The 25,880-nt window shown below is 72.6% G+C and carries 22 protein-coding genes and 3 tRNA genes; 7 read left to right on the top strand and 18 right to left on the bottom strand.

Annotation, left to right across the window (positions count from 1 at the left end; translation table 11 throughout):
- Positions 1 to 138: 138 nt before the first annotated feature.
- From DEJ43_RS11195 to DEJ43_RS11185, 3 genes are read left to right on the top strand one after another with little or no spacing between them, the layout of a single operon-like run.
- The gene (locus DEJ43_RS11195; RefSeq protein WP_015033461.1) at positions 139 to 1,401 is read left to right on the top strand and encodes an NAD(P)/FAD-dependent oxidoreductase; all 1,263 of its coding nucleotides are present in this window, start codon (positions 139 to 141) and stop codon (positions 1,399 to 1,401) included.
- 22 nt (positions 1,402 to 1,423) lie between these two features.
- Positions 1,424 to 3,316, top strand: a complete 1,893-nt coding sequence (gene dnaG, locus DEJ43_RS11190) for a DNA primase (RefSeq protein ID WP_015033460.1) — start codon at positions 1,424 to 1,426, stop codon at positions 3,314 to 3,316.
- A gap of 57 nt (positions 3,317 to 3,373) precedes the next feature.
- Positions 3,374 to 4,474 carry an RNA polymerase sigma factor gene (locus tag DEJ43_RS11185; RefSeq protein ID WP_181399427.1) on the top strand — a complete coding sequence of 367 codons (1,101 nt, stop codon included), beginning with the start codon at positions 3,374 to 3,376 and terminating at the stop codon, positions 4,472 to 4,474.
- Positions 4,475 to 4,481: 7 nt separating this feature from the next.
- Here the strand turns inward: DEJ43_RS11185 and DEJ43_RS11180 are convergent, their stop codons facing one another.
- The 5 genes from DEJ43_RS11180 to DEJ43_RS11160 form a co-directional block, all read right to left on the bottom strand.
- Complete coding sequence (locus DEJ43_RS11180; protein WP_106433837.1) at positions 4,482 to 5,705, bottom strand: TerD family protein; 1,224 nt, start codon at positions 5,703 to 5,705, stop codon at positions 4,482 to 4,484.
- A 51-nt stretch (positions 5,706 to 5,756) separates the two neighbouring features.
- Positions 5,757 to 7,682, bottom strand: a complete 1,926-nt coding sequence (locus tag DEJ43_RS11175) for an ABC transporter ATP-binding protein (protein ID WP_015033457.1) — start codon at positions 7,680 to 7,682, stop codon at positions 5,757 to 5,759.
- Entirely contained in the window at positions 7,682 to 9,415 is a 1,734-nt protein-coding gene (locus DEJ43_RS11170; protein WP_015033456.1) for an ABC transporter ATP-binding protein, read from the bottom strand. The genes DEJ43_RS11175 and DEJ43_RS11170 overlap by 1 nt, the downstream gene beginning before the upstream one ends.
- Positions 9,416 to 9,489: 74 nt before the next feature.
- Positions 9,490 to 10,929, bottom strand: coding sequence for an FGGY family carbohydrate kinase (locus DEJ43_RS11165; RefSeq protein WP_015033455.1), 1,440 nt, complete (start codon positions 10,927 to 10,929; stop codon positions 9,490 to 9,492).
- Positions 10,930 to 10,958: 29 nt separating this feature from the next.
- Complete coding sequence (locus DEJ43_RS11160; protein ID WP_015033454.1) at positions 10,959 to 11,270, bottom strand: hypothetical protein; 312 nt, start codon at positions 11,268 to 11,270, stop codon at positions 10,959 to 10,961.
- Between the two features lie 170 nt (positions 11,271 to 11,440).
- Between DEJ43_RS11160 and DEJ43_RS11155 the strand changes: the two genes are divergently transcribed.
- The 3 genes from DEJ43_RS11155 to DEJ43_RS11145 all read left to right on the top strand — a co-directional run bounded on the left by DEJ43_RS11155 (position 11,441) and on the right by DEJ43_RS11145 (position 11,834).
- Positions 11,441 to 11,513 (top strand) — tRNA-Asn (locus DEJ43_RS11155).
- A gap of 5 nt (positions 11,514 to 11,518) precedes the next feature.
- A tRNA-Asn gene (locus DEJ43_RS11150) sits at positions 11,519 to 11,591 on the top strand.
- A gap of 166 nt (positions 11,592 to 11,757) precedes the next feature.
- A tRNA-Ile gene (locus tag DEJ43_RS11145) sits at positions 11,758 to 11,834 on the top strand.
- A 264-nt stretch (positions 11,835 to 12,098) separates the two neighbouring features.
- Here the strand turns inward: DEJ43_RS11145 and DEJ43_RS11140 are convergent.
- From DEJ43_RS11140 to DEJ43_RS11105, 8 genes are all read right to left on the bottom strand, one after another.
- Positions 12,099 to 13,349 (bottom strand): chloride channel protein, encoded by a 1,251-nt coding sequence (locus DEJ43_RS11140; RefSeq protein ID WP_015033453.1) that lies wholly within the window; start codon positions 13,347 to 13,349, stop codon positions 12,099 to 12,101.
- A 22-nt stretch (positions 13,350 to 13,371) separates the two neighbouring features.
- Positions 13,372 to 13,782 carry an amphi-Trp domain-containing protein gene (locus tag DEJ43_RS11135; protein ID WP_015033452.1) on the bottom strand — a complete coding sequence of 137 codons (411 nt, stop codon included), beginning with the start codon at positions 13,780 to 13,782 and terminating at the stop codon, positions 13,372 to 13,374.
- Positions 13,783 to 13,864: 82 nt separating this feature from the next.
- Complete coding sequence (locus tag DEJ43_RS11130; protein ID WP_015033451.1) at positions 13,865 to 14,542, bottom strand: GAP family protein; 678 nt, start codon at positions 14,540 to 14,542, stop codon at positions 13,865 to 13,867.
- Between the two features lie 41 nt (positions 14,543 to 14,583).
- On the bottom strand, positions 14,584 to 15,000 hold the full coding sequence (locus DEJ43_RS11125; RefSeq protein WP_015033450.1) for an SHOCT domain-containing protein: 417 nt from the start codon (positions 14,998 to 15,000) through the stop codon (positions 14,584 to 14,586).
- A gap of 94 nt (positions 15,001 to 15,094) precedes the next feature.
- Positions 15,095 to 16,513, bottom strand: a complete 1,419-nt coding sequence (locus DEJ43_RS11120; protein WP_015033449.1) for a DUF2252 domain-containing protein — start codon at positions 16,511 to 16,513, stop codon at positions 15,095 to 15,097.
- A 35-nt stretch (positions 16,514 to 16,548) separates the two neighbouring features.
- Positions 16,549 to 17,004, bottom strand: a complete 456-nt coding sequence (locus DEJ43_RS11115; protein WP_041662359.1) for a DUF7144 family membrane protein — start codon at positions 17,002 to 17,004, stop codon at positions 16,549 to 16,551.
- Positions 17,005 to 17,224: 220 nt separating this feature from the next.
- Positions 17,225 to 19,279, bottom strand: a complete 2,055-nt coding sequence (locus tag DEJ43_RS11110) for a phosphocholine-specific phospholipase C (RefSeq protein WP_015033447.1) — start codon at positions 19,277 to 19,279, stop codon at positions 17,225 to 17,227.
- A gap of 236 nt (positions 19,280 to 19,515) precedes the next feature.
- Complete coding sequence (locus DEJ43_RS11105) at positions 19,516 to 19,932, bottom strand: organic hydroperoxide resistance protein (protein WP_015033446.1); 417 nt, start codon at positions 19,930 to 19,932, stop codon at positions 19,516 to 19,518.
- Positions 19,933 to 20,040: 108 nt separating this feature from the next.
- Here DEJ43_RS11105 and DEJ43_RS11100 point away from each other — a divergent pair, with 108 nt between their 5' ends.
- Positions 20,041 to 20,523, top strand: coding sequence for a MarR family winged helix-turn-helix transcriptional regulator (locus DEJ43_RS11100; protein ID WP_015033445.1), 483 nt, complete (start codon positions 20,041 to 20,043; stop codon positions 20,521 to 20,523).
- Here DEJ43_RS11100 and DEJ43_RS11095 read toward each other — a convergent pair.
- From DEJ43_RS11095 to DEJ43_RS11075, 5 genes are all read right to left on the bottom strand, one after another.
- Positions 20,520 to 22,118, bottom strand: coding sequence for a prenyltransferase/squalene oxidase repeat-containing protein (locus DEJ43_RS11095; RefSeq protein ID WP_015033444.1), 1,599 nt, complete (start codon positions 22,116 to 22,118; stop codon positions 20,520 to 20,522). The two genes, DEJ43_RS11100 and DEJ43_RS11095, sit on opposite strands and share 4 nt — an antisense overlap.
- Positions 22,119 to 22,163: 45 nt before the next feature.
- Positions 22,164 to 22,670, bottom strand: coding sequence for an NUDIX domain-containing protein (locus DEJ43_RS11090; protein WP_041662358.1), 507 nt, complete (start codon positions 22,668 to 22,670; stop codon positions 22,164 to 22,166).
- A 133-nt stretch (positions 22,671 to 22,803) separates the two neighbouring features.
- The gene (locus DEJ43_RS11085) at positions 22,804 to 24,285 is read right to left on the bottom strand and encodes an MFS transporter (RefSeq protein ID WP_015033442.1); all 1,482 of its coding nucleotides are present in this window, start codon (positions 24,283 to 24,285) and stop codon (positions 22,804 to 22,806) included.
- The gene (locus DEJ43_RS11080) at positions 24,282 to 24,980 is read right to left on the bottom strand and encodes an NAD(P)H oxidoreductase (RefSeq protein WP_015033441.1); all 699 of its coding nucleotides are present in this window, start codon (positions 24,978 to 24,980) and stop codon (positions 24,282 to 24,284) included. Before DEJ43_RS11080 ends, DEJ43_RS11085 begins: the two co-directional genes overlap by 4 nt.
- Positions 24,981 to 25,100: 120 nt before the next feature.
- Positions 25,101 to 25,868, bottom strand: coding sequence for an SDR family oxidoreductase (locus DEJ43_RS11075; RefSeq protein ID WP_015033440.1), 768 nt, complete (start codon positions 25,866 to 25,868; stop codon positions 25,101 to 25,103).
- Positions 25,869 to 25,880: the final 12 nt, after the last annotated feature.

Below are 25,880 nucleotides of genomic sequence, written 5' to 3'. Positions count from 1 at the left end.
CTCCCGCCCCGCCGCCGAGGCGCCCTCTTCCGTCACCACCCTCCGTGCGGGACGCTCGCATGCACGCCCCGGGGCGGTACGGCCCGAGGAACGCCCGGGGGCGTAGGTTGGAAGCGGTCGCAAAGAGGAGGAAACGACGTGGTCGACGCAGATCAGACCTTTGTCATCGTCGGCGGGGGCCTGGCAGGGGCCAAAGCGGCGGAGACCCTGCGCGCCGAGGGGTTCAACGGCCGGGTGATCCTCATCGGCGACGAACGCGACTACCCCTACGAGCGCCCACCCCTGTCCAAGGGCTACCTGACCGGCGCGAAGGAACGCGACAGCGCCTTCGTCCACGAGGCCGCCTGGTACGCGCGCCACGACATCGAGCTGCACCTCGGACAGTCCGTCACCGCCGTCGACCGGGAGGCCCACACCGTCCGCCTCGGCGACGGCACCGTCATCCGCTACGACAAGCTGCTCCTCGCCACCGGCGCCGAGCCGCGCCGGCTCGACATCCCCGGCACCGAACTCGCCGGCGTCCACCACCTGCGCCGGCTCGCCCACGCCGACCGGCTCCGCCAGGTCCTCGCCTCCCTCGGCCGGGACAACGGCCACCTGGTCATCGCCGGCGCCGGCTGGATCGGCCTGGAGGTCGCCGCCGCCGCCCGGGGCTACGGCGCCGAGGTCACCGTCGTCGAGTCCGACCCCACCCCGCTGCACCGGGTCCTCGGACCCGAGCTCGGCCAGCTCTTCGCCGACCTGCACACCGACCACGGCGTCCGCTTCCACTTCGGCGCCCGCTTCACCGAGATCGTCGGCCAGGACGGCATGGTCCTCGCCGTCCGCACCGACGACGGCGAGGAGCACCCGGCGCACGCCGTGCTCGCCGCCATCGGCGCCGCGCCCCGCACCGCCCTCGCCGAGAACTCCGGGCTCGCCCTCGTCGACCGGGCCGACGGCGGCGGCATCGCCGTCGACGAATCGCTGCGCACCTCCGACCCCGACGTCTTCGCCGCGGGCGACGTCGCTGCCGCCCACCACCCGCTGCTGCACACCCGGCTCCGCGTCGAGCACTGGGCCAACGCCCTCAACGGCGGCCCGGCCGCCGCCCGCGCCATGCTCGGGCAGCACGTCTCCTACGACCGCGTCCCCTACTTCTTCTCCGACCAGTACGACCTGGGCATGGAGTACTCCGGCTGGGCGCCCCCCGGCTCGTACGACCAGGTCGTGGTCCGCGGCGACACCGGCAAGCGCGAGTTCATCGCCTTCTGGCTGAAGGAGGGCCGGGTCCTCGCCGGCATGAACGTGAACGTGTGGGACGTCACAGACCCCGTCCAGCAGCTCATCCGCGCCCGGAAGCCCGTGGACCCCGACGCCCTCGCCGATGCCTCCGTCCCCCTGGAGAGCCTGATCGCCTGAGGGACCCCCGTACACTTCATGCGTGGCAGGCAGGATCAACGATGACGACGTGAAGGCGGTCCGGGACGCGGTCCCGATCGACGCCGTCGTGTCCGAGTACCTCCAGCTCCGCAACGCGGGCGGCGGCAACCTCAAGGGCCTCTGCCCCTTCCACGACGAGAAGTCGCCGTCCTTCCAGGTCAGCCCCAGCAAGGGACTCTTCCACTGCTTCGGCTGCCAGGAGGGCGGCGACACCATCGCCTTCGTGATGAAGATCGACCACCTCTCCTTCTCGGAGACGGTCGAGCGCCTCGCCGCCAAGGCGGGCATCACCCTGCGGTACGAGGAGGGCGGCTACAACCCGGGCCACCAGCGCGGCGAACGCATCCGCCTGATCGAGGCCCACAAGGTCGCCGCCCAGTTCTACGCCGACCAACTCGGCTCGCCCGAGGCCGAGATCGGCCGCGCCTTCCTCGCCGAGCGCGGCTTCGACCAGGCCGCCGCCGCCCACTTCGGCGTCGGCTACTCCCCGGCCGGCTGGGACCACCTCACCCGCTATCTGCGCGGCAAGGGCTTCTCCGACAAGGAACTCATCCTCTCCGGGCTCTCCCAGGACGGCCGCCGCGGCCCCATCGACCGCTTCCGCGGCCGCCTCATGTGGCCGATCAAGGACGTCGGCGGCGAGATCGTCGGCTTCGGCGCGCGCAAACTCCGCGACGACGACAACGGCCCCAAGTACCTCAACACCCCCGAGACGCCGATCTACAAGAAGTCCCAGGTGCTCTACGGCATCGACCTGGCCAAGAAGGACATCGCCAAGGTCAGCCGGGCCGTCGTCGTCGAGGGCTACACCGACGTCATGGCCTGCCACCTCGCTGGGGTCACCACCGCCATCGCCACCTGCGGCACCGCCTTCGGCGGCGACCACATCAAGATCCTCCGCCGCCTCCTCATGGACAACGGCTCGGCCCGCGTCATCTTCACATTCGACGGCGACTCCGCCGGCCAGAAGGCCGCCCTGCGCGCCTTCGAGGACGACCAGAAGTTCGCCGCCGAGACCTACATCGCCATCGCCCCCGACGGCATGGACCCCTGCGACCTGCGCCTCGCCAAGGGTGACGAGGCGGTCGTCGACCTCGTCCAGCCCCGCACCCCGCTCTTCGAGTTCGCCCTCCGCCAGATCGTGAAGCGGTACGACCTGGAGACCCCGGCCGGCCGCGCCGCCGCCCTCGACGAGGCCGCGCCCGTCGTCGCCCGGATCAAGAACATCGGCGCCCAGCACGAGGTCGCCGTCCAGCTCGCCGGCATGCTCGGCATCCTCGACACCCAGTTCGTCGTCAAGCGGGTCGCCCAGCTCGCCCGCTGGGCCCGCGACCGCGGCGGCAAGGGCCCCGAGCGGCAGCAGGGCCCGCAGCGCGGATACGACACCGCCGCCCCGGCCCCCGCCCCCTCAGGCCCCGCGCTCAACCTGCGCAGCCCCGCGCACCGCACCGAGCGTGAACTCCTCAAGCTCGCCCTCCAGCGCCCCGAGCTCGTCTCCCCGGCCTTCGACGCCTACGGCGTCGACGAGTTCACCGCCCCGCCCTACGCGGCCGTCCGCCAGTGCGTCCAGGACGCCGGCGGCGCCACCGGAGCCCCCGCCGACTACCTCGACGCCGTCCGCGAGGCCGCGCCCAACGACACCGTCCGCGCCCTCGTCACCGAACTCGCCGTCGAGACGATCTTCGCCAAGACCGTCGACGAGGCCTACGCCGGCGACCAGCTCGTCACCGTCCGGCTCCGCGCCGTCGACCGCCGCATCCGCGACGTCCAGGGCACCCTCGCCCGGCTCGGCGCCCAGGGCGACCCCGAGCAGCTCGCCGCCGTCCAGAACGAACTCTGGGTGCTCACCCAGTACGGGCAGTCCCTGCGGAACAACGGCGCCGCCGCCCTCTGACGTACGGTCAGTCACGCCGCGGTCTCAAAAAGTCACCGCACGCCCCTCGTGGCGGCGATGTGTCGTACCCCACACTGGGTGACGGTGTCGTCCCGCTGCCGTACGCCCCCGGACCGGCAGCGATCACCCCCCTGGAGGTCGCCCGCCGTGCAGACCCAGTTCGTGTCCCAGGAACCGCCCGCCGCCGCACCGGACGAGCAGCCGGAGATACCACCCCAGCGCCGCCGCCCCGACCTCGGCGGCAACGGGCCCTCCTCCGACCTCTTCCGCCAGTACCTCCGCGAGATCGGCCGCATCCCGCTGCTGACCGCCGAGGAGGAGGTCGACCTGGCCCGCCGGGTCGAGGCCGGACTCTTCGCGGAGGAGAAACTCGCCAACACCCCCGACCTGGACTCCCGGTTGGCGAGCGACCTGGACCGGCTCGTCGTCCTGGGGCGGATCGCCAAGCGCAAGCTGATCGAGGCCAACCTCCGCCTCGTCGTCTCCGTCGCCAAACGGTACGTGGGGCGCGGCCTGACCATGCTGGACCTCGTCCAGGAGGGCAACCTCGGCCTCATCAGGGCCGTCGAGAAGTTCGACTACGCGCGCGGCTACAAGTTCTCCACGTACGCCACCTGGTGGATCCGCCAGGCGATGTCCCGGGCCCTCGCCGACCAGGCCCGGACCATCCGCGTCCCCGTGCACGTCGTCGAACTCATCAACCGGGTCATCCGGGTCCAGCGCCGGATGCTCCAGGAACGCGGCTACGAACCCACCGCCGAGGAGGTCGCCGCCCAGCTGGACCTGGCCCCCGAGCGGGTCGGCGAGGTGCTCCGGCTCGCCCAGGAACCGGTCTCCCTGCACGCCCCCGTCGGCGAGGAGGAGGACGTCGCCCTCGGCGACCTCATCGAGGACGGCGACGCCGCCTCACCCGTGGAGTCCGCCGCCTTCCTGCTGCTCCGCCGCCACCTGGAGGACGTCCTGTCCACCCTCGGCGAGCGCGAACGCAAGGTCGTCCAGCTCCGCTACGGCCTCGACGACGGCCGGCCCCGCACCCTGGAGGAGATCGGCCGCATCTTCGGCGTGACGCGCGAACGCATCCGCCAGATCGAGTCCAAGACCCTCGGCAAACTCCGGGACCACGCCTACGCCGACCAGCTGCGCGGCTATCTCGACTAGCGGGTGTCTAGTCCAGCTCCTTCACCGTCAGCGTCCACGGGCCGTCGGCCCGGTGCAGCAGCAACAGCGGGCCCGGCGGCAGCGGGACGGTGTGCAGCAGCGGCTCGGTGCGGTTGAGGAGCAGCGTCGGCCGTTCCGTGAGACCGGTGTGCCCGGCGACCTCGTGGCACCGGATGCCGACGTAGCCGCCGCCGTCCTCGTCGCCCTCGAAGTGCACCTGGAGATCGGCCGCGCCGCCCGTGTACAGCAGGGCCTCGGGACCGTACCCCCGCAGCGTCCCCTCGATGCGGCGGGCGGCGGCCACGGGCTTCACCCGCATCACCCAGCGGTGGTACGCCCGCACGCGCAGCCGCAGCGCACGGCCCTCGGGTGCCGGGGTGACCGAACTCCCCCTGAAGTCGGGGAGGGTGGTGCTGAACAGGTACTGCCCGTCCTTGTTCCGCTGGTCGAGGGGGAAGACGGCGAAGTAGCCGTCCCTGCCCTCGTGCGCGGTCTCCACCAGGACCGGGCCCGGCGGGACGCGGTCGTCCACGGTGACCACCTGGTCGCCGTCCCCCGTGATCGCGAACGGCTCGAAGACCGGGCCGAACTCCCATCCCCCGACGAGCTCGTACGGCCGGTCGGCGGGCGGGAACGGGCCACCGGGGGCGGACGGCCCGGCGTGGCCGGGCGCCGCCGCGCCGGCGGCGGACGACCCGCCGGCCTGCCGCGCCCGCACCGGCATCTTCACCACACCCGTCAGCGGTACGGGCCCGGCGGCGACCGGCTCCGGCTGCTGCTGCGCCGCCCCGGTCTCGTCCGCGACCTCGACGCCGAACTCCGTGACCAGCGCGGCGAGTCCGGAGCCGTACCCCTTCCCGCCCCCGGCGAACTTCCAGCCGCCCGACTCCCGGAAGAACTCCGCGAGCACCACGGCGGTCGTCTCCGGCGCGGCCGCCACCGTGTGCGCGGCGACGGCCGCGCCGTCCGGGGCGACCGCCGTCAGGGCGCCGCCGGCCGCGGACCCGGCGATCACGATCCGCTCGACGTCCGCCTCCACCTCGTGCAACGCGAGGAGCAGCGAAGCCTGTTCGTGCCGGACGGCACCGGAGGGATGGGCGGGCTGCCCGTCGAAGACCATGTCCGCGTCCCCCCGGACCCGCCCGTCCGCGGCGAGCAGCAGCGCCGCCACGTCCACGCCCCCGGCGCCCACGCGCAGGGTGACCGAAGGCACCCAGGAACTCTTCGCCATGTGACCCATGTGACCCATGCCGCCCATCATGCGGCATGGGTCATCGGCCGGTCAGTCGACCTCGGCGACCGCCTGCGCGAACTGCGCCGCGTACAAGCGGGAGTAGGCCCCGCCGGACGCCAACAGCTCCTCGTGCGTGCCCTGTTCGACGATCGAGCCGTTCTCCATCACCAGGATGACGTCCGCGTCGCGGATGGTGGAGAGCCGGTGCGCGATCACGAACGAGGTCCGCCCGTGGGCCAGGCGCGCCATGGCCTTCTGGATCAGGACCTCGGTACGGGTGTCGACCGAGCTGGTGGCCTCGTCGAGGACGAGGATCACCGGGTCGGACAGGAACGCCCGGGCGATGGTGATCAGCTGCTTCTCGCCCGCGCTGACCCCCGCCCCTTCGTCGTCGATGACCGTGTCGTACCCCTCGGGCAGGGTGCGCACGAACCGGTCGGCGTGCGCGGCCCGCGCCGCCTCCTCGATCTCCGCCCGGGTCACCTCGCGCGTCGCGCCGTACGCGATGTTGTCGGCGATGGTGCCGCCGAACAGCCAGGTGTCCTGGAGGACCATGCCGATCCCGGCCCGCAGCTGCTCCCGGGACATGCCGGCGATGTCCACCCCGTCGAGGGTGATCCGGCCGCCCGTCACCTCGTAGAACCGCATGAGCAGGTTGACCAGGGTCGTCTTGCCGGCGCCGGTCGGACCGACGATCGCGACCGTCTGGCCCGGCTCGACGGTGAGCGACAGGTCCTCGATGAGCGGCTTGTCGGCCTCGTAGCGGAAGGAGACGCCCTCCAGGGCGACCTTGCCCTTGAGGTCGGCGACCTTCTCGCCCGTCGGGGCGTCCGGCTCCTGCTCCTCGGCGTCGAGCAGCTCGAAGATCCGCTCGGCCGATGCCACGCCCGACTGCACCAGGTTCGCCATCGACGCGACCTGCGTCAGCGGCATCGAGAACTGGCGCGAGTACTGGATGAAGGCCTGCACGTCACCGATGGAGAGCGTGCCGCTCGCCACCCGCAGGCCGCCGACCACGGCCACCAGGACGTAGTTGATGTTCGAGATGAAGAACATCACGGGCTGCATCACACCGCTGTTGAACTGCGCCTTGAACCCGGCCTCGTACAGCGCCTCGTTCTGCTCGCGGAAGTCACGGGCCGACTCCTCCTGGCGGCCGAAGACCTTCACCAGGTTGTGCCCGCTGTACATCTCCTCCACGTGCGCGTTGAGCGCGCCCGTGGACTTCCACTGCTGCACGAAGTGCGGCTGCGAGCGCTTGCCGATCTTCGCGGCGACGAAGACCGAGACCGGCACCGTGATCAGCGCGACGAGCGCGAGCAGTGGCGAGATCCAGAACATCATCGCGAGCACGCCGACGATCGTGAGCAGCGAGTTGATCAGCTGGCCCATCGACTGCTGGAGGGTCTGCGAGATGTTGTCGATGTCGTTGGTCGCCCGCGACAGCACCTCGCCGCGCTTCGCCTTGTCGAAGTACGACAGGGGGAGCCGGGCCAGCTTCGTCTGGACGTCCTCCCGCATCCGGTAGACCGTCCGGTTGATCACCTTGATCGACATCCGGGTGGAGACCAGCATCAGCAGGCCCGCCGCCACGTACACGCCGAGGACCAGGAGCAGCACCCCGCCGACGGCGGAGAAGTCGATCCCCTGCCCCGGTGTGAAGTCGACCCCGGACAGCATGTCCGCCATCCCGGAGTCGCCCGCCGCACGGAGCCGCTCGATCGCCTCCGGCTTGGTGCCGCCCTCGATCTGCCGCCCGATGACACCGGCGAAGACGAGGTCGGTCGCCCTGCCGAGGATCTTCGGGCCGATCACGGAGGCCGCCACCGACAGCACGCCCGCGAGGAGCATCACCCAGAGCGCGCCGCGCTCGGGCGCCAGCTGCTTCAGCAGCCGCTTGCCCGAGCCCTTGAAGTCCATCGACCGCTGGTCGGGGCCGCCACCGGCCATCATGCGTCCGCCAGGACCGGCCATCAGGCTGCCTCCGCCTCGGTGAGCTGGGAGAGCACGATCTCCCGGTACGTCTCGTTGTCCGCCATCAGCTCCTGGTGCCGTCCGGTGCCGACGACCCGGCCCTCGTCGAGGACGACGATCCGGTCGGCGTCCCGGATGGTGGAGACCCGCTGGGCGACGATGACGACGGTCGAGTCGGCCGTCTCCTCGGCGAGCGCCGCCCGGAGCAGGGCGTCCGTCTCGTAGTCGAGCGCGGAGAACGAGTCGTCGAAGAGGTAGATCTCCGGCCGCTGCACCAGGGTCCGCGCGATGGCGAGGCGCTGCCGCTGCCCGCCGGAGACATTGGTGCCGCCCTGGGCGATGGGGGAGTTCAGGCCGTGCTCCAGGTTCCGTACGAAGTCGGCGGCCTGGGCGACCTCCAGGGCGTGCCAGAGTTCCTCGTCGGTGGCGTCGGGCTTGCCGTACCGCAGGTTGGTGGCGACGGTCCCGGAGAAGAGGTAGGGCTTCTGGGGGACGAGTCCGACGGTCTTGGCCATCAGCCGCGGGTCGAGCTCGCGGACGTCGACGCCGTCGACGAGGACTTCGCCGCCGGTGGCGTCGAAGAGCCGCGGCACGAGACCGAGGAGGGTCGACTTGCCGCTGCCGGTCGAGCCGATGATCGCGGTCGTCTCGCCGGGCCGGGCGACGAGCCCGACGTCCTTGAGCACGGACTCCTCCGCGCCCGGGTACCGGAAGTCCGCGCTCCTGACCTCCAGATGCCCGCGCCGGTCGAGCTTCGTCACCGGCTTCACCGGCGGCACCACGCTCGTCTCGGTCGCCAGGACCTCCTCGATGCGCTCCGCGCAGACCTCGGCGCGCGGCACCATCATGAACATGAAGGTGGCCATCATGACCGCCATCACAATCTGCATCAGATACGCGAGGAACGCGGTCAGCGCGCCGATCTGCATCCCGCCGCTGTCGATGCGGTGCGCGCCGAACCAGACCACGGCCACGCTGGAGATGTTCACCACGGTCATGACGACCGGGAACATCAGCGCCATCAGCCGGCCGGTCGCCATCGACACGTCGGTCAGCTGCGCGTTGGCACCGCGGAACCGCTCCTCCTCGTAGCCGTCCTTCACGAACGCCCGGATCACCCGGTTGCCGGTGATCTGCTCGCGCAGCACCCGGTTCACCGTGTCGAGACGCTCCTGCATGGTCCGGAAGAGCGGCCGCATCCTCCGCACGATCAGGGAGACGGAGACCCCGAGGACCGGCACGACGGCGAGCAGCACGCCCGAGAGCGGCACGTCCTGGCCGAGCGCCATCACGATGCCGCCGACACACATGATGGGCGCGGAGACCATCAGGGTGAACGCCATCAGGACCAGCATCTGGATCTGCTGCACGTCATTGGTCGTACGGGTGATCAGCGAGGGCGCGCCGAAGTGCCCCAGCTCCCGCGCGGAGAACGACTGCACGCGGTCGAAGACCGCGGCGCGCACGTCCCGCCCCAGGGCGGACGCGGTACGGGCGCCGTAGAACACGGCGCCGACGTTGCAGACGACCTGGACGACGGAGACGCCGACCATCAGGGCGCCGAAGCGCAGGATGTATCCGGTGTCCCCGTCGACGACACCGTTGTCGATGATGTCCGCGTTCAGGGTCGGCAGGTAGAGGCTCGCGCAGGTCTGCAGGAACTGCAGGAACACGAGCAGCGCGATCGGTTTTCGGTAGGGCCCGAGGTGGGTTCGGAGAAGTCTTATGAGCACGGCTCCACTATCGCCCGCGCCCCCGAGACGTTACGACTCGGTTTCGGGGTCCGCCCCGAGCCCTGGGCAAGACTTTACGAAGCGAACGCGCCCGGGTGGAGCTGGTCGCGCGTCGCCACGTACTGCTGCCGGACCGCCTGGCCGGCGGCCAGGTCCTCACCCGGCTCCAGGATCTGCGCGGCCGCGCCCTGCCAGGCCAGGGGAGCCGACGGCGACAGCGTGCCCCGCGCCACCCCGAGGGCCCAGGCGGCCTGCCGCGCCGCGCCGAGCGCCGCGTAGTCGGCCGGCTGGGGGACGACGACCTGCGCGCCGAACAGCGCGGGCGCGAGCGCCTGCACCGCCGGGAGCGCCGCGGCCGCGCCCAGCAGGAACACCCGCCGGACCTCGACGCCCCGGCCGCGCAGCACGTCCATCGCGTCGGTGAGCCCGCAGAGCATCCCCTCGAACGAGGCCCGCGCCAGGTGCTCGGGCTTCATCGACTCGCGCCGCAGCCCGCTGAGCGTGCCCGCGGAGTGCGGCAGGCTCGGCGTGCGCTCGCCCTCCAGATAGGGGAGCAGGACGAGCCCGGAGGCACCGGGCGTCGACTTCAGCGCCAGCGCCGACAGTTCCTCCAGGGACTCCACGCCCAGCATCTCGGCGGTGCCGCGCAGCGTCCGTACCGCGTTGGAGGTGTGGACGACGGGCAGGTGCATGCCGGTGGCGTCGGCGAAGGAGGTGATCATGCCGCGGGGGTCGGAGAGGGCCTCGTGGTGCACGGCCATCACGGAGCCGGAGGCGCCGAGGGAGACCACCGCGTCGCCGGGGCCGAGCCCCAGGCCGAGCGCCGCGGCCATCGTCTCGCCCGTACCGGCGGAGATGAGGAGCCCCTCGGGCGTGGTGCCGGCCGCCTCGGCGGGGCCGAGCACCTCGGGCAGCACCGCCTGGTGGCCGAGCGCGAGCTCCACCAGGTCCGGGCGGTAGGAACCGGTGCGGGCCGACCAGTAGCCGGTGCCGGAGGCGGCGCCGCGGTCGGTGGTGCGCCGGGCGGGGCGGCCGAGGAGCTGCCAGACCAGCCAGTCGTGCGGCTGGAGGATCATCGCGACCCGCGCCGCGTGCTCGGGTTCGGTACGGGCCAGCCAGCGCAGCTTGGCGACCGGCTGCCCGGCGCCGGGCACGGAGCCGACGGCCTCGGCCCAGGCCTGCCGGCCCCCGAGGGATTCGACGAGGTCGGCGGCGGCGACCTGGGCCCGCTTGTCGTTGCGGACGAGCGCGGGCCGCACCAGGCCGCCCTGCGCGTCGAGCGGCACGAGGCCGTGCTGCTGCGCGGACACGCCGATGGCCTGGACGCCCTCCAGGAGCCCGCCGGTGGCGGCCTCCCCGAGCGAGAGCAGCCAGGTCTGCGGGTCGACGTCGACGGCCTTGGGCTCGCCCGGGTGCGGGGCGTAACCCTGCCGCAGTACGGCACCCGTGTCCGTGTCACAGACGACGATGCGTGTGAACTCCGCTGAGCTGTCGAGTCCGGCGACTATCCCCATGACACATGATTCTGCCGCACGCGCGGCGTTCAGGTGTTGCTGGTGCCCCAGTCGTCCTCCTCGACCTTCCCGTTGGCGCCGCCGCGCCCGGACAGCGCGTGGAACCGGTCGGTCACGGAGGACGGCAGCCGGTCGCCGACCTTGTCGCCCACCACGTGCGCGGCCTTCCCGGCGACCTGGCGGCCGGTCTGGGCGGCGGACTCGGCGGCGTTCCGCACGGCCGGGTTCCGGGCGAGGTCCTTGGCGGACTTCTTCATCTGCTCGTAGCGCTCGCGTCCGGCACGCGTGCCGACCACGTAACCGAGGGCGAGTCCCACGACGAACGTCAGCTTGTATCGCATGGCCACCACCTTCCCTGGAGAGCTTCCTTGATGCATCGCTGGTGCCCAGGCGGTGCCCACGGCGATACCGATTGGCGGAGCACCCCCCTGCTTGCGCTAATGTATGTGTCGCAGCGAGCAACCGCCCGCCCGGAGCATCCGGAGTGGGTACGTTCGGTGCAACGCAGCAATCCCCTGTAGCTCAATTGGCAGAGCAGCCGGCTGTTAACCGGCAGGTTACTGGTTCGAGTCCAGTCGGGGGAGCGCGATCCCCTGTAGCTCAATTGGCAGAGCATTCGGCTGTTAACCGGAGGGTTGCTGGTTCGAGTCCAGCCGGGGGAGCGAAACGGAAAAGGACCCTTCGGGGTCCTTTTTCGCGTCTCCGGGAACCATGCGGTGCGCGGCGGGGTCTTCATGGTCGAGCAGAGCCGATCATCCGGAGCAGGAGATCGTATGAGCGGCTATGCTGCGGCAGACGGCGCGCACACATGTACGCGCCTCACCGTACGGGGCGGTAGCTCAGCCGGTTAGAGCAGCGGACTCATAATCCGTCGGCCGTGGGTTCGAGTCCCACCCGCCCCACCACAGCACCGCAGCAGCAGGAAGGTTTTACCTCCTGGCGGTCATCTCCACGGTGCACTCGGACCGGGCTGCCACGTCGGCGCGACACGCCGAGGTCACCCGGACGCACCACACCCCACGTACGGCCGCGGCCCCCGGATCCGATCCGGGGGCCGCGGCCGTTTCACCCGCGCGCGGGCTTCGCTCACGCGGGAGGCGCGGCCTTGGCCTTCGGGAGGACCTCCGTCGTGACGAGGGAGATCACCGCGGCGAGGATGACGACGGGGATCATCGCGGTGCCGCCGAGCAGGAGGACGACGAGGACGACGCTGCTGACCGGCAGGCGGCGGCGGTCGCGGCCGCCATGCCGGCCGCCAGGGCGGGGACGAGGCCGAAGCCGGGGAGAGGGGCCAGCAGGACGCCGGCGGCGGCCCCGAGGAACAGGGCCGGGAAGACGAGACCGCCGCGGAGGCTGCCCAGGCAGAGGGCGTACGCGGTCCCCTTCAGGAGGAGGACCGCGACGAGGGCGCCGACCCCCCAGGCGTGCGGGTCGGCGGCCAGCTGCCCCAGGGTGGCCTGGCCCGACAGGGCGACCTCGGCGGGGGAGCGGTCGGTGAGCAGGGCGTAGAGCGCCGCGCAGGCCGCCGCGGCGAGGGCGCAGAGGGCGGTGCGGGCGACCGGGCCCGCGGCGACGAAGGCGGCGACGCGACGGGCCGCCCTCAGGAGCGGGTGCAGGAGGGCGGCGACGGCGAGGGCGAGCGGGATCGTCCAGAGCACGTCGCCGATGTCCAGCGCGGGGAAGGGCGTCGGCATGCGGAGGGCGAGGCTGCCGGTCTCGAGACCGGTCCAGCGCCCGAAGCCGGTGAAGACCAGGGCGCCGACGCCACTGGAGAGCAGCGCCGGCAGCATGACCGCGAACAGCCGGGGGCCGCCGGCGCCCGCCACCTCCATCAGGAGCACCGCGGCGACCAGCGGGTTGCCGAAGATCGCGGCGATGGCGGCCGCGGCGCCGGCCGCGCCGAGCAGGACGGTCGTGGCGGGCGTCGCCGGACCTCGCGTCAGGTCTCGTACGAGCAGGGCAAGCCCGCCGCCGAGCGCGATCAGCGGTGCCTCGGGGCCCAGGACGGCGCCGAGCGGCAGGGACGCGGTCGCGGCGATCACGACGCCGGGCAGCGTGGCCGACGAGGCGCCGCCGGCGTGCAGGCCGGACGCCGGGACCTGACCGCCGCCGCCGGGCAGGCGTGCGGCGACAAGGCCGACGACGGCCCCCGCGACCAGCAGGAGGGGCAGCGGCCACCACCAGGGCGGGGTGTCCCAGCCGAGGTCGTGCGGCAGGTCGGCCCAGAGGAGGTGTTCGAGTGCGTGCAGCCCGACGAGGAACCAGAACGCGACGAGCGAGACCGGGACGCCGATCAGGGCGGAGACGGTGAGGGTCTTGAGGTAGCCGGGGGCGAGGAGCAGGCCGCGCAGCCGGTCCGCCTCCAGGGGCTGCTGTTCCCCGCTGCCGGGTTCCTCCGGACGGGCGTCGGTCTCGGCCATGGGCGGCCTCCTCGGTCGCCGCTCAGGACTTCTTCGCGGCAGGCGGCCGGGAACCGGCGGTCTTCTTCGTGCCGGCGGCGGTCCGCTTGGTCCCGGCGGCGGTCCGGGCGGTCCTGGCCGGCGCGCTCTTGCGCCGCGGCGGGGCCTTCGCCGGTTCCGGCTCGGGTGCGGGCTCCTCCCGCCCGCTCTCCCGGGCCTTGCGGGCCCGTGCGGTCGGCCACTTGAACTCGATCTCCAGCTCGATCTCCCCGTTGCCGACCTCGACCTCCACCTCGGAGCGGAGCTCCTCGGGGATGGAGAGGCTCAGCGTCCCCTGGCCGTATTCCAGTTCGACGTCGCCGCCTTCCCGTAGCGCCGCCGCGAGCGCGGCGAGCTGGTCGGCCGCTTCGAGACGCGTCATCGAGCGCTTCTGCTCGAACTTGAGGTCCTTCATCGAAGGTCTCCGATCGGGGAGGAATGGTAGATATCGCCCATTGTGATCTCGGGGGCGCGATCCGACATCCCCTGACCGGGACTCATCCCGTCAGCTGGTACAGACTCCGGCCGACGAGCCACAGCCCGAGCAGGAGGCAGAGCAGGACGATCGCCTGGTCCTTGTGGCGCGACAGCCACGCCCGCAGCCGCGTCAGGTCCCGCTGCGCGTCCTCCGGCGCGAAGACCGTGTACAGCTCCATGGCCAGCAGGGTGGAGGTGGCCAGGACGCAGAAGCCGAGGAGCGCCAGGAAGGACTGGGCGTGCGAGGCGTCGGCCTTCACCACGGTGGCGGCCGCGGCGCTCACCATGCCCCAGGGCTGGAGGAGGACGGCGAGCCCGGCGGCGGACCACCCGGTGGCCTGGTCCATCCGGGAGGCCGGCGAACGCCCGGACCCGGCCGTCCCCTCCCCGTCGTCGGACGCGGCGGTGACGCGGCGGCTGCGGCGGCGCCGGTGCTCGCTGTAGACGACCAGGCTCAGGCCGATGACCAGCGTGGCCGCGAGGGACGCGAGCGACGGAGGAGAGCGGGGCGCCGGCGGCTCTCCGCCCGTGCAGAGCAGGACCAGGGCGATCACGGCGACGAGGCAGGCGAGCCAGGCCGTGATGAACGCCAGCCCCTTGTACACCCCACGGGGCGAGGAGAGCACCAGCACCAGCGCCATGCCCGGCAGCGGGTAGAGCGCGATGGCCAGGCCGATGAGGAAGAGGTCGAGGACCACGGGCGCTCACCCCGCGCCGAAGCCTGCCGGGTCCGGCCCGGTCAGCTCGCGAGGACCTTCGCCTTGGCCTGGGTGAACTCGGCCTCCGTGATGGCGCCGCTGTTCTTCAGCTCGGCGAGCCGGGACAGTTCCTCCGCCTGGCCGCCGCCGCTCCCGGTGGTCTCGCGCACGTACGAGCGGAACTGCTCCTCGTTCTGCCGGATCCGCTTCAGCTCGCGCTCGCCCATGGAGCGCCCGCGGGCGATCAGGTAGACGAACACGCCCAGGAAGGGCAGCAGGATGACGAAGGCGCTCCACCCCGCCTTGCCCCAGCCGTTCAGGTCGTCGTCGCGGAAGATGTCGCCGATGATGCGGAACAGCAACATGAACCAGAGGATCCACAGGAACAGCATCAGCATGGTCCAGAACATGTTCAGCAGCGGGTAGTCCACTGCCAGGTTCACCATCGAGTCCCTCATGGCCGATCTCCTGCCGGTCGTGACGGGCCGCCGCCCTTCACGAGGGCCGCGGTCCGGCGGAACGATCTCTGTCCAGATTGCGCCGCCCCGGAGCTCACCGCACGCCGGGCAACCGGCCCGCGCGTACGGCGTCGACCAGGGCCCGGTGGTCGCGCTCGTTCTGGTCGGCATAGGCCTCCGCGAAGCGCGCGAGCGCCCGGTCGAACGAGTCGCCGCGGCCCAGGTACGCGGCGATCGCGATCCGGTCGCCGGAGCGCGCGTGGGCGCGGGCCAGGGTGAGCCCGCACATGTCGCCGAAGGCCCCCATGCCGCGGGGCAGCATCCGCTCCGGTTCGGCGATGCCCTTCCAGTCACGCAACTGGCGCACGTAGAAGTCGCGCCGCCTGCCGTCGATCCCGTCCACGCGCTCCCAGCCGAGGAGGATGTCGCTGGTGGCCTGCATCAGCCGCTGGCCGGAGACGACGCGCTCGCCCTGGTTGCGGTACGCGCTGGCGCCCGCGTACGGGGCGAGGACGGAGGTGTCCGCCTCCTTGGCCTGGAGGAAGAGCGGGTCCCGGTTGTCACGGCCGAGGAGCAGGAAGATCCAGCAGCGGGTGCCGACGCTGCCGACGCCGACCACCTTGCGGGCGACGTCGGCGAGGCGGTAGTCCGCCAGGAGGGTGCGCCGGTCGGAGGGCAGGGTGGCGCCGTACCGCTCGATGAGGCCGCGGAACTGGCGCTCCAGGGCGGTGCGCCGGAGCTCGGGCAGCAGGTCGGACACCGGCACGAGCAGCGGCGGGTCCGCCGCGATCACCGGCCGGCCGTCGACGGTCCGGGTGAGCCGGTCGAAGGCCTGCAGGCTGTCGCGGGTACGGGCCTTCGCCAGGGCGCGGCTCAGGTCCTTGCGGCCGCGCTTGGCGAGCAGGTCCTTGGTCAGTGCCTCCAGCCGGGCCGCGTCGATCTTCGCGTACCAGACGTCGATGGTGCGCATGCCCGCGAAGCGGATCATCGCCTCGCGGTACGCGCGGACGGTGCGCCGGACGATCCGGGCCCGCTCGGCGTCGTCGAAGCCGTTCGCCCGGGCGGCGATGACGAGGCTCGCCGCCAGCCGTTTGACGTCCCACTCCCAGGGGCCGGGGAGCGTCTCGTCGAAGTCGTTGATGTCGAACATCAACTGCCGCTCCGGCGAGGCGAGGAGACGGAAGTTCAGCATGTGCGCGTCCCCGCACAGCTGGGCCGTGAGCCCCGAGCGGGGGGTGCCGGCCAGGTCGGACGCCATGATCGCGGCGGCGCCCCGGTAGAAGCGGAACGGCGACTCGGTCATGCGGCCGTAGCGGATCGGGACCAGCTCGGGGACCCGGGTCGCCGACTGCGCCTCCAGGATCGTCAGCGGGCCGGGACGGTCCGCGGACGGCCGGTACTCGGCGTGGCCCGACCGCGGCGAGCGGCGCCGGGCCTTCCTGCCGAGCGCCGCACGCTCCTCGGGTGTGGCGTGGTGCGCCGCGCGCAGCGCCGTGGTGACTTTCCGGGGCATCGGCACCCTTCCTGCTCGTCCTCCCGGGGACCGGGTCAGCCGGCGGTGGTGCGCGACCAGCTGGCGCACAGGGCCCAGATGATGAACACGTTGATCGCCATGAGGGTGAGCGCCCACCACGGCTGGTACGGCAGCCAGAGGAAGTTGGCGATCATGCTGAGGCCGGCCAGACAGATACCCGCCGCCCTCGCCCAGTTCGCGCCCTTGAAGAGGCCGACGCCGGTCAGCGCGACGAAGATCCCGAGGATGAGGTGGATCCAGCCCCAGGACGTCAGGTCGAACTCGAAGACGTAGCTGCCGACGCGGGCGTAGACGTCGTCCTCGGCGATGGCCGCGATGCCCTGGAGCACGGCCAGGACGCCCGAGACCGAGAGCAGTACCGCGGCGAACACCGTGCCTCCGCCGGCGACGCCGCCGCCTCCGGGCCGATGGGCCCTCCCCGGTGCGGTACCGGCGCTCCCCTGCCCTCCGGTGGGTGTGTGCTGGCTCATGGCAGTCACCTCGCAGCGTGCGATCCCTTGCCGAGCGACCCCGGGGCCGTCGGTCCGCCCGTGCCTCTCCTGTTCGCCGGGTCGGAGTGCCCTCCTCCGATTATCACGGCCGCAGGGGCGGGGTGCGCGGTGGCGGCCGCTCCGGCCGGGCGCGGGGGCACGGGGCGAGGGCCCGTACCCGTCGGTGGACGGGTACGGACCCCCGGGGCTTTCGCGCGGGTCAGTACGTCAGGATCGCCGGGTCGGACTGGCTCGGCGCGCCTGTCTCGACGTGGCCCGCGAGGCGGCGGACGTAGTCCGTGCTCGCGGAGGACGTGACGGTGATGTCGTACCAGCGGTGGGCGGCGGAGACGTCCACGGCGCGGGTGACCGTGGCGCCCTTCGCGACGGTGAGGGTGGCCGGGGTGCCGCCGTAGGCGTTGGTGAGGGTCACCGTGGCGGTCGTGCCCGCGTTGGTGAAGGTGAGGTCCAGCTGGCCGGTGGTGGCGTTGTGGCGGGCCGTGACCTCGGGGACGGCCGTCTTGCCGGGGGAGCGGAAGCGCCGGACGAAGCCGTTGGGGCCGTGCACCGTGAGGTCGGTGACGCCCTTCGAGTACGTCGTGTTCCAGGTGTCCGAGATCGACTTGGCGGCCTCGGCGGTGTACGTCCACGGGGCGTCCGTGCGGTTCGCCGAGGTCACGTAGAACTGGGCGCCGGCCGCGGGGCCGCCGCTGAAGGTCAGACGGAACTTGCCCGCCGCGATGTCGGCGGCGCCGTCGACGTACGGGGCGTACTTCAGCGGGCGGGTGGGCTTGGCGCCGCGTTCCTGGCGGGGCATCGTGCCGGACGCCGGGGCGGTGGCGAGGAAGTCCGGGTGACGGTTCTTGTCCGGCGGGTAGTAGCCCGCGACCGGCGGCAGCGGGGCCGCCGAGGTGTCCGTGCGCGAGAAGTCGAAGGCCGAGGTCAGGTCGCCGCAGACGGCCCGCCGCCAGGGCGAGATCTGCGGCTCGGTGACGCCGAAGCGCTGCTCCATGAAGCGGATGACCGAGGTGTGGTCGAAGGTCTCGGAGCAGGTGTAGCCGCCGGTGGACCAGGGCGAGACGACGATCATCGGGACGCGCGGGCCGAGGCCGTAGGGGCCGGCGACGTAGCCGGTCTTGCCGCCGAAGTAGTCGAGGGCGGTGGGGGCCGTCGACAGGCCCTGCGCCGCGGAGCCGGGGGCGTACGGCGGGACCACGTGGTCGAAGAAGCCGTCGTTCTCGTCGTACGTGATGAACAGGGCGGTACGGGCCCACACGTCCGGGTTGGAGGTCAGCGCGTCCAGGACCTGGGCGATGTACCAGGCGCCGTAGTTGGAGGGCCAGTTGGCGTGCTCGGAGAAGGCCTCCGGGGCCGCGATCCAGGAGACCTTCGGCAGCCGCCCGCCCTGCACGTCGGCGCGGAGGATGTCGAAGAAGCCCTCGCCGGCCTTGGCGTTCGTGCCCGTGCGGGCCTTGTCGTAGAGGGGGTTGCCGGGCTGGGCGTTGCGGTAGTTGTTGAAGTAGAGCAGCGAGTTGTCGCCGTAGTTGCCGCGGAAGGCGTCGTTGATCCAGCCCCAGGAGCCGGCGGCGTTCAGGCCGTCGCCGATGTCCTGGTAGATCTTCCAGGAGACGCCGGCCGCCTCCAGGCGCTCGGGGTAGGTGGTCCAGCCGTAGCCCGCCTCGGCGTTGTTCAGGACGGGGCCGCCGCCCTTGCCGTCGTTGCCGACGTAACCGGTCCACATGTAGTAGCGGTTGGGGTCGGTCGCTCCGATGAACGAGCAGTGGTACGCGTCGCAGATGGTGAAGGCGTCGGCGAGCGCGTAGTGGAACGGGATGTCCTCGCGGGTGAGGTGGGCCATGGTGGCCTTGGTCTTGGCGGGCACCCAGTTGTCGTACTTGCCCTTGTTGAAGGCGCTCTGGCCGCCCGCCCAGTCGTGGTTGAGGCCCTGGAGGTACTCCATGCCGAGCTTGTCGCTGGTCGGCCGGAACGGGAGCGTGACCTTGCTGCCGTCGGACTGGTTCCAGACGGACTTGCCGCTGGGCAGGGTCACCGGGCGCGGGTCGCCGAAGCCCCGTACGCCCTTCATCGCTCCGAAATAGTGATCGAAGGAACGATTCTCCTGCATCAGGACGACAATGTGCTCGATGTCCTGGATCGTGCCGGTGGAGCCCTGCGCCGGTATCGCGGCGGCCCGCGCGACGCTCTCCGAGAGCATCGTGAACGCGGCGGCGCCGCCGGCGAGTTGAAGGAACCGGCGACGGTCGAGGTCGGCCATGGGGAGTTCTCCTCCGGGTCGGGTGGGGACGGGCACGGGTGGGGGTGCGCGTGCGGTGGCCGGGGGCCCGGCCGAGGGGCGCCCCAAGGAGAGCGCCCGTGAACCACCGCCCGGCGGCCGTTCCATGACTGCCCGTCGTACGGCAGAAGAATCCCCCGTGCCCGAACGGAAAAACCCAGGAACGAACGCCCCCGGTGGTCGTTGACCACCGGGGGCGTACGTGAAGCGACAGAAACCTACTCGACGACGAGGTCGACCTTGATGTTGCCGCGGGTCGCCTTGGAGTACGGGCAGAAGGCGTGGGTCTTCTCCAGGAGGGCGGCGCCGGCCGCGCCCTGGAGGTGGTCGGGGAACTCGGCGCGCATCACGACCGAGAGGCCGAAGCCGCCGTCCGCGGGGTCCTTGCCGATGGAGACCTCGGCGGTGATCGAGGCGTCGGTGATGTCGATCTTCTCCTGGCGGGCGACCAGGTTCATCGCGCTGGCGAAGCAGGCCGCGTACCCGGCGGCGAAGAGCTGCTCGGGGTTGGTGCCCTGGCCGTTGCCGCCGAGGGCCTGGGGGTGGGCCAGCGGGAGGTCGATATGGCCGTCGGAGCTGACGGCGCGGCCCTCGCGGCCGTTGGCGGTGGCGACGGCGGTGTAGATCGCGTCCATGGTGTTCCGTTCCTGTCCTCGGGAGGCGGTGTGTCTCCATTAGTAGCGCACTATTCAGTTGTGCACAACTTAATCGCGTGTGAGCTGCCCCTCGCGTATCCTGAAGCCATGGAGACGCTCGACACCGCCCCCGACGAGGACTTCCTCCGGCTCGACGACCAGATCTGCTTCTCGCTGCACGCCGCGACCCGCGCCTTCAACGGCGTCTACCGCGAAGCGCTCAAGGACCTCGGGATCACCTACCCCCAGTACCTCGTCATGCTCGTGCTCTGGGAGCACGGCGAACTGCCGGTGAAGGGCATCGGAGAGCGCGTCCGGCTCGACTCCGGCACCCTGTCCCCGCTGCTCAAGAGGCTGGAGGCGGCCGGATACGTCGAGCGGCGCCGCAGCCCCGAGGACGAGCGGTCCGTCACCGTGCGGCCCACCGCCGAAGGGACCGCGCTCCGGGAGAAGGCCCGCGGAGTGCCCCGCCGGATCGCCGCCGCCACCGGGCTCGAGCTCGGGGAACTCCGCGACCTGCGGGAACGGCTCGACGCCCTGGCCGTCCGGCTCGGCGGCGTCGACCCGGACGACCTGAACACCTGCCGCTAGGCCCCCGCCCGGCCGCGCGCGGCCGCCGCGTGGTTGAGGCCGAGCAGCACGCACACGTCCGTCAGAAGCGGGACGTGATAGGCGAAGGGCCTCGGCCCCGCCTGGTCCGGCCGGGACACGAAGCCGCCGTCCGGGCGCTGCCGGTCCAGCAGGTACCGCACCGCCCGCTCCGTCGCGGCCACGGCGGCCGGCTCCGCCGGCGTCCGGGCCACCGCGATCAGCGCGTACGCCGTGCTGATCGGGTCGCTCGGATCGGACGGCACGTGCCCCCAGCCGCCGTCCTCGTTCCGGGTGGCCAGCAGCCGCGCCACCGCCCGCGCCCGGGCCCGCCCGGCCCCGGCCGCCGCCGGGCCACCGGGCACCGCCGCCCGGCAGGAGTCGTACGCCAGGACCGTACGGAACAGGGCGTTGCTCTCGTTCAGACTCCAGCTGCGCTCGACCGGGCCCGCCGCCCCCTGCCGGTCCACCAGGAACCGCACCCCGGCCTCCACCACGGATCGGTGCGCCGGAACGGGCGCCAGCGCGTTCACCGCAGCCGCCGTTATCGCCACCTCGGAGGCGGTGCCCGGCTCGAAGGTCGGGAAGCCGCCGTCCGCCCCCGCCCGGGACAGCAGGTACCGCTCACCCGCCGCCACCTCGGCGCCGCACCGCTCGGGGGCCGCCGCCCGCAGGAACTCCACGCAGTACGAGGTGTCGTCCACGTCGCTCTGCGCCACCCCGCGGTCGAAACCCCAGCCGCCGTCGGCGTTCTGGCGCTCCGTCAGCGCCGTCGCCAGCGCCCGCAGGGTGAGCGCCGACGCCCCCGCGCCCGCCAGGGCGAGACCTCCGAGGGCCGTGGCGAACACGTCGAGCCCGGTGATGTAGGGCAGCCCGCCGTCCTCGCGGAGCCCCGCGCGCAGCTCCCGGGCCCGCGCGGCCACGGCCGCCGCGTGCCGGGTGCTGTGCCGGAGCGCGAGCAGCCCGAGGGTCCGGACGAGATGGTTGCCGTACGGGGGAGGGCCCGGCCGCGCGCAGGGGGCGAGCGCCCGCCAGTCCGCCTCGGCGACGAGCCGGGGCGAGCCGGTGCCGAAGGCGTGCAGCACCTTCAGGGCGGCCATCTCCGTGACCAGCCAGCGCTGTTGCCCGCGGGCCTCGAAGACGTCCCCGGGGGAGCGGAGTTCGGGGTACGGATGCGCGCCGAGCTCCGCCAGGACCGTCTGGAACATCAGCCGCTTGCGCCCGGCGGTGAAGTGGTCGAAACCGTCGAGCAGCCGGGCCAGCGCGGCCGGCCCGTCCACGTACTCGCCGAGCGCCGCACGGGCCGCCGCCTCCTGCACGGGATCGGTGCCGCCCTCGTCCAGGGCGGTCTTCAGCCGGCGCGTCAGCCGCTCCTGGGCGTCCGGATCGACCCCGGTCACGGTGAGCAGCCGCAGCGCGAGCGCGGACTCCAGGACGCGGCTCTCGCACGGTGCGCGGAGCAGCCCGTCGGGTGCCGCCGCCGCCACGAGGCGGGTGGCGAGGCGGGCGCGGGCGTGATCGAGCCCGTCGGCGGAGGGCCGGCCCGCTCCGGGGGCGGCGAGGGAGGCACCGGGTAAGGGCGGCGCGCAGTACGTCATGGGGGTGTCCTTCTTCTGTGGGGGAGGGGCGGAACGGGCTTCGGCTCAGAGGGGGAAGAGGCGCCGGACGGCCTCCGCGCCCGCCGGGACCATCGGGGTGTAGCCGCCCGTCATGACCGTGAGCGGTGCGACGAAGCCGCACCAGGCGATCTCCCGTGGATCGGGCCGGGGCGGCCGGTCCGCCACCCAGCGGTGGACGGTCAGGAAGCAGGCGCCGTGCGGATCGTCCACGCGGACGCGGTACGCCTCGGCGATGCCGGGGGCCGCCGTCCAGCCCAGCTCCTCCCGGAGTTCCCGGAGCGCGGCCGCGAGGTACTCCTCGCCGGTCCGCACCGCGCCGCCCACCAGGACGTCGTAGTGGTCGGGGTAGGTCCGGACCGTGGGGGTGCGCCGGTAGAGGAGGACCCGGCCCGCGTGGTCGCTGCAGACGGTGGCCGCGTACCGCCGGAGCAGCCCCGCGGGCGGGGCGTCGGTCCGGCGGCCCTGGGCGACGACCCGGTCCCCGGGGTCGACGTGGTCGACCTGTTCGTGGGTCACGCGTCGTGTTTGCATGACGACACATCGTAGCCTCATGTGGAATGGTCAATTCCACTTCGTCTTCTCGCCTCCCGCCCGGCCCCCACGCACGACCGCTCGCCGCGCGGTGGGCGCGGCGAGCGGTGGCGGGGCCTGGCGAGACGGGCGGTCAGGTGCGGGGGACCTTGCGGAGGAGGGTCAGTACCACCACCGCCGTGACCAGGGCGAAGACCGCGCTCAGCGTCGAGGCCGAGTGGAGGGCCGTCGTGAACGCCTCCCGGGCCTGCTCCCGCAGCCCCTCGTCCGGCAGGGCGAGCGCCGCGCCCACGCTCTCGTGGGCCGCGGCCGGGGCGTCCGCCGGGATGCCGCCCCGGTAGACGGCGACCGCCACGCTGCCGGTGACCGCGATGCCCAGGGCGAGCCCGAGGTCGTAGGCGGTCTGACCGGTCGCGGCCGCCGCACCCGCCTTCTCGGCCGGGGCCGAGCCGACCGCGAGGGCCGTGCCCAGGACGCTGATCGGCGCCGCGCCGAACATGATGACGGCGAGGCCGAGGGCGGCCGCGGTCACCCCTTCGGCCAGGGCGATCACCGCGTACCCGGCGAGGGAGATCAGCAGCCCGCCGGCGAGCACGTACGCCGGGCGGACCCGCCGCGCCGCGAAGGGGGTCAGCTGCGAACCGGCGATCAGACCGGCCGCCCCCGGCAGCAGCCACAACCCCGCTTCGAGCGGCGGGAGTCCGGCGACCGCCTGGAGGTACTGCGGGACCAGGTACTCGACGCCGTTGAGCGCGGTCATCCCCAGGAGCAGGGTGAGCAGGGCGCCGGTGAAGGCCCGGTTCCCGAACAGGCGCAGGTCGAGGAGCGGCGACGCCAGCCGGTTCTGGCGGCGGACGAACAGGACCGTGAAGGCCAGGCCCAGGGCGAAGGCGAGGGCGGCCTCGGCCGTCGGGCCGTGCGCGGCGAGGGACTTGACGCCGTACACCAGCGGAAGCACCGCGAGGAGGAACAGCAGCACGCTCGCCGGGTCGAGCCGGCCGGGGTTCGGATCGCGGTACTCGGGCAGCAGCTGCGGGGCCGTGACCAGGGCGATCACCATGACCGGCAGGCCCATCAGGAACACCGAGCCCCACCACCAGGAGGCGAGCAGCACGCCGCCGATCACCGGGCCGATGGCGAGGCCGACGGAGAGGGCGGTCACCCACATCGCGATGGCCGTCGCCCGCTGCCGGGCGTCCGTGAACATGTGGCTGATCAGGGCGAGCGTGGAGGGCAGGACCGCCGCTCCCGCGACGCCGAGGAGGGCGCGGGCCGCGATCAGCGTCCCGGCGTTCGGGGCGTACGCGGCGAGGACGGAGGCGAGCAGGAAGCCGGCCGAACCGGCCATCAGGAGCTTGCGGCGACCGAGCCGGTCACCGAGGGTGCCCATGATCACCAGGGTGGCGGCGGTGAGGAAGCCGTAGATGTCGGTGATCCAGAGCAACTGGGCGCCACTGGGCCGCAGATCGGCCGAGAGGTACGGGGTGGCCAGCCACAGCACGCCGAGGTCGGCGGTCATCAGGGTGACGGGGAGCAGCAGGACGGCGAGACCGAGCCACTGGCGGGCGCCGGCGCGGGGCGGAGTCGCGGTGTTCTCCGCGAGGGTCGTGGTCATCGGGCCGGCTCCTCGTCGACGCTCTTCGGGGCGGGGTTGACTGCGGGGGCGGCGGGGGTCTCGGGGGTGCCGGGGGCCTCGGTGGCGCCGGGGGTGAGCAGTTCCTCCGTCAGGGTGCGCTCGGCCTGGTCGAGCAGTTCGGCGACCCGGTCGGCGCGCAACTCGGCCGGAACACCGGAGAGTTCGGTGCCGTGCAGGACGCGCAGGGAGGCGTCCGGGAGCCCGCAGAAGGCGGAGATGCCCGTCACGAGCATCAGGCCCAGGGCCTCGGTCATGCCGAGCCGCTCGATCTCCTCGGGCGTCCCGCCCATCAGGGCCAGCCAGAGCAGCCGCTTCCCGGCGAGCCGGGGGCGGCTCCGGCCGTACGCGAAGCCGTAGTTCCACACCCGGTCGATCCAGCCCTTGAGGATGGCCGGCGGGGTGAACCACCACACCGGGAAGACGACCAGGACGTCGTCGGCGGCCAGGACGCGGTCCATGTGGGCGTGGACCACGGGGGAGTAGACCTTCTCGCGGTTCTCCCAGTCCGGCTCGTCCTCCGGCCGCAGCACCGGATCGAACCCCTCGGCATACAGGTCGAGTACGTCGACGGTGCCGCCCTCGTCCTTCAGCCGGGCGTGCAGCCGGGCGGCGACCTGGGCGGTGAGCGAGTCGGAACGGGGGTGGGCGAGGACGAGGAGGGTGTGACGTGCCATGGTCCGGGCTTCCTTCGGGGGAGTGGGCGGGTACAGCGGTGGGTGGCGGGCGGATCGTGCGGGGCGGGGCGGGCCCGGGGTGGTCGCGGGCCCGCCCGGAGGTGGCCGGCACGGGGGCCGTCAGAGGCCGAGGCCGGAGCCGCCGCTCGCGTCGATGTTCTGGCCGGTGACCCAGCGGGCGTCGTCGGAGGCGAGGAAGCCCACCACATCGGCCACGTCACCCGGCCGGCCCACCCGGTTGAAGACCGAGAACCGGGCGGCGTGCGCCTTGGCGGCCGGGTCGGCCATCCACGGGTGGATGTCGGTCTCGATCGTGCCCGGCGAGACCGCGTTGACCGTGATGTCCCGGGAGCCGAGGGTCTGGGCGAGGGTGAGGGTCAGCACCTCGACGGCGCCCTTGGAGGCGGCGTACGAGGTCATGCCCGGGAAGGCGACCTTGGTGACCCCGGAGGAGATGTTGATGATCCTGCCGCCGTCGCGGAGCCGGTCGAGCCCCTTCTGGATGATGAAGAACGGCGCCTTGGCGTTGACCGCGAACACCCGGTCGTAGTCGGCCTCCTCGACCTCGTGGATCAGGCCGGGGCCGGCGATTCCGGCGTTGTTGACCAGGATGTCCAGCCCGTGGTCGTCCCCGGCGTGCTCGTCGAAGGCGGCCCAGAGGGCGTCGGCGTCGCCCGGGACGCCCAGCTCGGTGCGGAAGGCGAAGGCGGAGCCGCCGGCCGCCTCGATCGCGTCGACCGTCTCCTTCGCGGCCGTCTCGTTGCCGGCGTAGTGGACGCCGACCCGGGCGCCGTCCGCGGCGAGGCGGAGGGCGATCGCCCGGCCGATCCCACGGCTGCCGCCGGTGACGAGGGCGGTCTTGCCGGCGAGGGGTTCGGTGCTGCTCATGTCCTGCTCCTT

The sequence above is a fragment of the Streptomyces venezuelae ATCC 10712 genome (assembly GCF_008639165.1).
Lineage (GTDB): Bacteria > Actinomycetota > Actinomycetes > Streptomycetales > Streptomycetaceae > Streptomyces > Streptomyces venezuelae.
This window is presented reverse-complemented; position numbering and strand designations above follow the sequence as displayed.

What these genes read in the sequence shown, in the direction of transcription:
- DEJ43_RS11135 (WP_015033452.1), bottom strand. Translation starts at nt 13,782, where the DNA reads ATGAAGGACCTCAAGTTCGAGCAGAAGCGCTCGATGACGCGTCTCGAA.
- DEJ43_RS11165 (WP_015033455.1), bottom strand. Translation starts at nt 10,929, where the DNA reads ATGGGGATAGTCGCCGGACTCGACAGCTCAGCGGAGTTCACACGCATC.
- DEJ43_RS11085 (WP_015033442.1), bottom strand. Translation starts at nt 24,285, where the DNA reads ATGACCACGACCCTCGCGGAGAACACCGCGACTCCGCCCCGCGCCGGC.
- DEJ43_RS11090 (WP_041662358.1), bottom strand. Translation starts at nt 22,670, where the DNA reads ATGCAAACACGACGCGTGACCCACGAACAGGTCGACCACGTCGACCCC.
- DEJ43_RS11110 (WP_015033447.1), bottom strand. Translation starts at nt 19,279, where the DNA reads ATGGCCGACCTCGACCGTCGCCGGTTCCTTCAACTCGCCGGCGGCGCC.
- DEJ43_RS11075 (WP_015033440.1), bottom strand. Translation starts at nt 25,868, where the DNA reads ATGAGCAGCACCGAACCCCTCGCCGGCAAGACCGCCCTCGTCACCGGC.
- DEJ43_RS11185 (WP_181399427.1), top strand. Translation starts at nt 3,374, where the DNA reads ATGTGTCGTACCCCACACTGGGTGACGGTGTCGTCCCGCTGCCGTACG.
- DEJ43_RS11080 (WP_015033441.1), bottom strand. Translation starts at nt 24,980, where the DNA reads ATGGCACGTCACACCCTCCTCGTCCTCGCCCACCCCCGTTCCGACTCG.
- DEJ43_RS11125 (WP_015033450.1), bottom strand. Translation starts at nt 15,000, where the DNA reads ATGAGGGACTCGATGGTGAACCTGGCAGTGGACTACCCGCTGCTGAAC.
- DEJ43_RS11140 (WP_015033453.1), bottom strand. Translation starts at nt 13,349, where the DNA reads ATGGCCGAGACCGACGCCCGTCCGGAGGAACCCGGCAGCGGGGAACAG.
- DEJ43_RS11160 (WP_015033454.1), bottom strand. Translation starts at nt 11,270, where the DNA reads ATGCGATACAAGCTGACGTTCGTCGTGGGACTCGCCCTCGGTTACGTG.
- DEJ43_RS11175 (WP_015033457.1), bottom strand. Translation starts at nt 7,682, where the DNA reads ATGGCCGGTCCTGGCGGACGCATGATGGCCGGTGGCGGCCCCGACCAG.
- DEJ43_RS11105 (WP_015033446.1), bottom strand. Translation starts at nt 19,932, where the DNA reads ATGGACGCGATCTACACCGCCGTCGCCACCGCCAACGGCCGCGAGGGC.
- DEJ43_RS11100 (WP_015033445.1), top strand. Translation starts at nt 20,041, where the DNA reads ATGGAGACGCTCGACACCGCCCCCGACGAGGACTTCCTCCGGCTCGAC.
- DEJ43_RS11095 (WP_015033444.1), bottom strand. Translation starts at nt 22,118, where the DNA reads ATGACGTACTGCGCGCCGCCCTTACCCGGTGCCTCCCTCGCCGCCCCC.
- DEJ43_RS11180 (WP_106433837.1), bottom strand. Translation starts at nt 5,705, where the DNA reads ATGGCGAAGAGTTCCTGGGTGCCTTCGGTCACCCTGCGCGTGGGCGCC.
- DEJ43_RS11120 (WP_015033449.1), bottom strand. Translation starts at nt 16,513, where the DNA reads ATGCCCCGGAAAGTCACCACGGCGCTGCGCGCGGCGCACCACGCCACA.
- DEJ43_RS11115 (WP_041662359.1), bottom strand. Translation starts at nt 17,004, where the DNA reads ATGAGCCAGCACACACCCACCGGAGGGCAGGGGAGCGCCGGTACCGCA.